Annotated in this window: 3 protein-coding genes and 1 pseudogene; 2 read left to right on the top strand and 2 right to left on the bottom strand. The window is 57.4% G+C overall.

Features of this window, described 5'->3' with window-relative positions; translation table 11 throughout:
* Positions 1 to 87 precede the first annotated feature (87 nt).
* Complete coding sequence (locus ACTQ52_RS09340) at positions 88 to 1,017, bottom strand: HAD hydrolase family protein (RefSeq protein ID WP_441982458.1); 930 nt, start codon at positions 1,015 to 1,017, stop codon at positions 88 to 90.
* A 74-nt stretch (positions 1,018 to 1,091) separates the two neighbouring features.
* Positions 1,092 to 2,453 carry a DNA polymerase Y family protein gene (locus ACTQ52_RS09335; protein ID WP_441982457.1) on the bottom strand — a complete coding sequence of 454 codons (1,362 nt, stop codon included), beginning with the start codon at positions 2,451 to 2,453 and terminating at the stop codon, positions 1,092 to 1,094.
* Between the two features lie 164 nt (positions 2,454 to 2,617).
* On the opposite strand from ACTQ52_RS09335, the pseudogene ACTQ52_RS09330 reads away from it, so the two are divergent.
* A pseudogene (locus ACTQ52_RS09330) lies at positions 2,618 to 3,811 on the top strand (sirohydrochlorin cobaltochelatase); the annotation flags it as partial.
* Between the two features lie 733 nt (positions 3,812 to 4,544).
* The gene (gene pckA, locus ACTQ52_RS09325) at positions 4,545 to 6,152 is read left to right on the top strand and encodes a phosphoenolpyruvate carboxykinase (ATP) (protein ID WP_441982456.1); all 1,608 of its coding nucleotides are present in this window, start codon (positions 4,545 to 4,547) and stop codon (positions 6,150 to 6,152) included.
* Positions 6,153 to 6,303 lie beyond the last annotated feature (151 nt).

Genomic DNA, 6,303 nt, shown 5'->3' with positions numbered 1-6,303 from the left:
CTTGCCACAGCTTATCAGTCTATGCACGTCAACTGTTGAAACCGCCGTGTACCGAACGGTACGCACGGTGGTGTGAGAGGACGGCGGCTAGTCACCGCCTCCTACTCGCTTCTGCGCGTTTTTCTTCAGGATGTAGTCGATCGCATCCGCGATGCCATCCTCGAGGATGGACGGGCAGATGTAGTCCGCGACGTCCTTGCACTCCTTCTTCGCGTTCCCCATCGCGATGCCGAGCCCGCAGTGCTCGATCATCCCGACATCGTTCCAGCCATCACCGATCGCGGCCGCCTCCTCGAGCGAGAAACCATAGTCCGCGAGGAGCGCATCGATGCCCGACACCTTCGAGATGCCCTTCTTCGTGAGATCGAAGCTCATGCCGTCGGACCAGCGCACGAGCTCGCACTCCGGCACCCGCGCCTCCATGACGTCCGCCTCATCCAGTGTCATGATCGGGATCATCATATAGATCGGATTCTCCAGCGCCTCCTGCACCGGTCGCACCGGCGGCTGCGCTGAGTTGATGTGCTTCAGCACCGAAAGCAGCTCCGGCGTCACCATATTTGCGTAGATCGCACGCTCCTCCTCGAAGAGGCAGGCGAAGGGCTGCTCCTCACAGAGTGCCAGCACCTTCTCCACCGCCGAACGCGGGATCTCGATGCGCTGCACGACCCGCCCGTTCCGCGGATCGAAGTACGCCATCGGCTCCGGGCTGTTCTTCACATCGAAGCGGTACGGCTCCTCGTGCCGGAGATGCTCCCCGTGCACGATTGCTGCATCCACCTTCTTCGGATCCAGTACATAGCAGAACTCCCCATCCATGGTTACGAAGGCGTCGAAGCGCATCCCTTCCGTGAGGTTCTCGTTCCGGATCTCCATCCAGTGCCGTCCCGTCGCGATCGCACAGAGGATCCCCGCCTCATGTGCCCGCCGGAGGGCCGCCTGCGTCGACGCCGGCACCCGTCCGGTCTCGAACGGTCGCAGCGTGCCATCGATATCAAAAAAGATGATCTTAATCATAAAATTCCTCTCCTCCAGTTGTTTCATGGTAACAGTTCAGAGAGGTGACCCTCCGGGTCGCCCTGCCTGAACTGTTACGTTTCATGGGCTGATGTCGTCGGTTCGAGCTTCATCCCGCGCTGCACGGTGCCAGCGCCGAAGCGCTCCTGCAGGGTCTTCGACAGGGCCTGCAGCTTCCGTTCCTTCTCGGCCTTCCGGCGCGTGTCACGAATCTCTGCCTCGATCTCTGCGCGGTTCTCTGTGAGCTCCTCGAGCGTCATCTGACGGAAATCGCCATGGTCGAGGTTCGCGGTGAAGATCGCCATCAGGCGAACCTTCCGTCCCTGCCCGAAGAGGCCGTCCGGCGCATCGAGCAGCTGATGCATGAGGACGACGGCGACCGAGAGGATCTTCTCCGGATCCTGCGTCGGGTCCGGCAGCTTCTGCTGTACCGAGCGCCGCTTGAAATCATCGGTCTTCGCGGAGAAGCCGACCGTGCCGGCGTAGAAATCATGCTTCCGGAGCCGCCCCGCGACCTTCACCGCGAGTGCCCGCATGATCTCCATGCCCTCGGTCTCGAGATTATCCTCATCGATATCCACCGTCGTCGTGATCTCGTTCGAGATGCTTTTCGCCTCCTCCTGCACGGAAGATACGGCGCGCGTCGAGATGCCATGGGCGGCCGCATGAATATAGCTGCCTGCATTGGCGCCCAGAAGACCGGTGAGAATCGTCGGGTCGAGGCGGGCGGCGTCGCCGATCGTATGGATGCCGATGCGCCGGAGCTTTTCTGCCGTCTTACTGCCACAGCCGTAGAGGTCACCGATCGGAAGCGGCCACATCTTCGTCTCGATCTCGGATGGGTAGAGCGTGTGGATCTTATCCGGCTTCTCGAGGTCGGAGGCCATCTTCGCGAGGAGCGTGTTGCTCGAGATACCGACATTGACCGTGAAGCCGAGGGTGTCGCGGATCTCGTCCTTCAGGAGCACCGCGGCATTCATGGGGAATGCAAACGACCGGAGCCGGGTGGCCTTCTCGCCCGTCAGTGTCCCAGCGACGATCTGCTCGAAGATGGCGCTTCGGATTGACTGCTCGGTGCCGGTCATGTCGAGGAAGGCTTCATCGATGGAGAGCTGCTCGACGACCGGGGCATACTTGTGCAGAATCTCGATGAAGGCCGCGGAGTACGCGCGGTAGGTCTTGAAGTCAGAGGGCACGAGGACAAGGGAGGGGCAGAGCTCGAGGGCCTTCACCACGGGCATCGCCGTCCGGATGCCGTAACGCTTTGCCGGGAGGGAGCGCGCCGTGATGATGCCGTGGCGGGTTTTGACGTCGCCGCCGACCGCGGACGGGATCGTGCGGAGGTCGATCGCCGTCGGATCCTCGCGGAGGCGCTTCACCGCGGACCAGCTGAGAAACGCGGAGTTGACATCGATATGAAAGATCGTGCGGTCCATCGGGCCTCCTTTCTGCTCAAACAATTTCGTATAGTATAGCAGAAAAGAGAATATCTGTGGTATGCTGTTAGCGTTTCCTTATCAAAATGGTAAAAGATACATAAAACAGAATATAAGTGAATAACAACAGGAGGAGAAACCATATGAGAAAATCGAAGTATACGATGCTGATGTTACTGATGGCGGCGTCGCTGTCGGCCTGTGGTCAGTCGAAGCCGGCGGAGACGACGGCAGCGGCCACGACCGTGGCGGCCACAACCGAGGCGGCGACGGAGGACAGTGCGGAGGCGGATCAGGCAGCCGCAGATCATGTGGCGTCGCTGATCGATGTGATCTATGTACAGGAGCGGACCGAGGATACCGATGCGCAGTGCGCGGAGGCGAAGGAAGCCTGGGACCAGCTGACAGATGTGCAGAAGGCGCTCGTCGAGGGTGAGGAGGCCGATCCGGATTATTTCGGCCGCGACACCGGGGATGCCAGCAAGGATGATCCGCTGAACGAGGACGGTATCGGCGAGAAGGAGCTTCTCGTCGTGAGCTTCGGTACCTCCTTCAACGACAGCCGTGCGCAGGACATCGGCGGCATCGAGAAGACGCTGCAGGCGGCGTATCCGGACTGGTCGGTTCGTCGTGCCTTCACTGCGCAGATCATCATCAATCACGTCCAGGCGCGTGATGGCGAGAAGATCGACAACATGGACCAGGCGCTGCAGCGTGCCGTCGACAACGGCGTCAAGCATCTCGTGATCCAGCCGACGCACCTCATGCACGGCGCGGAGTACGACGAGCTCTGTGCGGCCGCTGAGTCCTATAAGGATAAAATCGAGACCATCGAGATCGCCGAGCCGCTGCTCGGGGAGGTCGGACAGGATGGCTCCACGACCAACGCCGACAAGAAGGCCGTCGCCGAGGCGCTGACTGCCGAGGCAGTGAAGGCCGCCGGTTATGAGAGCCTCGAGGATGCAGCGAAGGACAGCACCGCCTTCGTTTTCATGGGCCACGGTACGAGCCACGCAGCCGCTGTAACCTACACGCAGATGCAGACCCAGATGGAGGAGCTTGCGTATGGGAACGTCTACATCGGCACTGTCGAAGGAAAGCCGGCAGAGACCGCCTGCGAAGCCGTGATCGAGCGCATCAAGGAAGCGGGTTATAAAAAGGTCGTGCTTCGTCCGCTCATGGTCGTAGCCGGTGACCACGCAAACAACGACATGGCCGGTGACGATGACGACTCCTGGAAGAGCCAGTTCCTCGCATCCGGCGCCTTCGATACGGTGACCTGCCAGATCGGCGGTCTCGGCGGCATCCCGGCTATCGAGCAGATCTACGTCGAGCACACGGCAGCCGTGATCGGTGCACCGACCGGTACGACGTCTTCCGGCAGTACCTCTGAGGCCAATGCAGACGCCCTCGAGGATGGTACCTACGCGGCAGACTTCACCACGGACAGCAGCATGTTCCACGTGAATGAAGCCGAGGACGGAAAGGGCGTACTCACCGTGAAGGACGGAGTGATGACGATCCATGTAAGCCTCGCTTCCGAGAACATCCTGAACCTCTTCCCGGGAAGCGCGGAGGATGCGAAGAAGGACGGCGCGGCGCTTCTCCAGCCGACGAAGGATACCGTGAAGTACTCGGACGGCACGGAAGAAGTCGTAAACGGCTTCGACATTCCGGTCCCGGCCCTCGACGAAGAATTCCCGCTCGCCCTCATCGGCAAGAAGGGAAAGTGGTACGACCACATGGTGAAGGTTTCGAACCCGGTAAAGAAATAACAGATCTTACTAAGGAGGCGCCTGCGGGCGCCTCTGTTTTTATGCGCCGCTCAGTCCTGGCGGACGGCCCTCTCATGGATATTAAGCAAAACTTTGTTAAAAATTAAATTAATTGTATCGACAAAGAAACAATATCGTGTATAATAATTAACGAGCGAAAAATGTAAGCGCTTTTTTGCTCGAGGATAGAGGAATCCACCGCTTTCGGCAGCGTCCGATGCTTTCTGAAAATATCAGAGAGAGGTCAGAAGCGTTCGGAAGATCCCCAAGGGATTCCGCTGACTGGTAACCAGAGAAGAGAAAGAGGTTAAACAGAATGGCAAAGATTGATTTAACGAAGTATGGCATTACTGACACAACAGAAATCGTATACAATCCATCATACGAGGAGCTGTTCGCAGAGGAGACCAAGGAAGGTCTTACAGGCTATGAGAAGGGCTTCGAGACCGAGCTCGGCGCTGTAGATGTATTCACTGGTGTGTACACCGGTCGTTCTCCTAAGGATAAGTTCATCGTCATGGATGAGAACTCCAAGGACACTGTATGGTGGACCTCTGACGAGTATAAGAATGATAACCATCCGGCTTCCAAGGAAGCATGGGCCGCTGTGAAGGAGATCGCTCAGAAGGAGCTTTCCAACAAGAAGCTTTATGTCATCGATGGCTTCTGCGGTGCCAACAAGGACACTCGTATGGCTGTTCGTTTCATCATGGAGGTTGCTTGGCAGGCTCACTTCGTAAAGAACATGTTCATCCGTCCGACCGCTGAGGAAGAGGCGAACTTCGAGCCGGATTTCGTTGTTTACAATGCATCCAAGGCGAAGGTTGAGAACTGGAAGGAGCTCGGACTCAACAGTGAGACCGCAGTTGTCTTCAACATCACCAGCCACGAGCAGGTTATCGTAAACACCTGGTACGGCGGAGAGATGAAGAAGGGTATGTTCTCTATGATGAACTACTACCTCCCGCTGAAGGGCATCGCTTCCATGCACTGCTCTGCAAACACCGATTTCAACGGCGAGCACACCTGCGTATTCTTCGGTCTGTCTGGAACAGGTAAGACCACCCTTTCCACCGATCCTACCAGACTCCTCATCGGTGATGACGAGCACGGCTGGGATGACAACGGCGTATTCAACTTCGAGGGCGGCTGCTACGCAAAGGTTATCAACCTTGATAAGGACGCTGAGCCGGATATCTACGGCGCGATCAGAAGAGACGCTCTTCTCGAGAACGTAACCGTAGATGAGAAGACGGGCAAGCTTGACTTCAACGACAAGTCCGTAACCGAGAACACTCGTGTATCTTACCCGATCGACCACATCGAGAAGATCGTTAAGCCGATCTCTCACGGTCCTGCAGCAGAGAACGTAATCTTCCTTTCTGCAGATGCATTCGGCGTACTGCCACCAGTATCCATCCTTACTCCGGAGCAGACCAAGTACTACTTCCTGAGTGGATTCACAGCAAAGCTTGCTGGTACAGAGCGTGGTATCACGGAGCCGACACCGACCTTCTCTGCTTGCTTCGGTCAGGCATTCCTCGAGCTTCATCCTACAAAGTATGCTGAGGAGCTCGTAAAGAGAATGGAGAAGTCCGGCGCAAAGGCTTACCTCGTAAACACCGGTTGGAACGGCACCGGCAAGAGAATCTCCATCAAGGATACTCGTGGAATCATCACCGCTATCCAGAATGGCGATGTTGCCAAGGCTCCGACCAAGAAGATCCCGTTCTTCGATTTCGAGGTTCCGACCGAGCTTCCAGGTGTAGATCCTGCTATCCTCGATCCTCGCGACACCTATGCAAATGCATCTGAGTGGGAGGAGAAGGCAAAGGATCTCGCACAGAGATTCCAGAAGAACTTCGTCAAGTACGAGGGTAACGAGGCTGGTAAGGCACTCGTTGCAGCTGGTCCTCAGCTTTAATATCAATCTTTACCATTCATACAGGGCAGTCAGGGCGCAGGCTCCGGCTGCCCTCTTTTTATAGTCTGGTTATAGTCTGGACAGGAGCCCCGGAGGGGCAGCAACGGAGGCACAGTACTCCGAGACCGGTTCAATCTAAGCCGGGGACCCT

It is taken from the genome of Oribacterium sp. Sow4_G1_1 (assembly GCF_052116105.1).
GTDB lineage: Bacteria > Bacillota > Clostridia > Lachnospirales > Lachnospiraceae > Oribacterium.
This window is presented reverse-complemented; position numbering and strand designations above follow the sequence as displayed.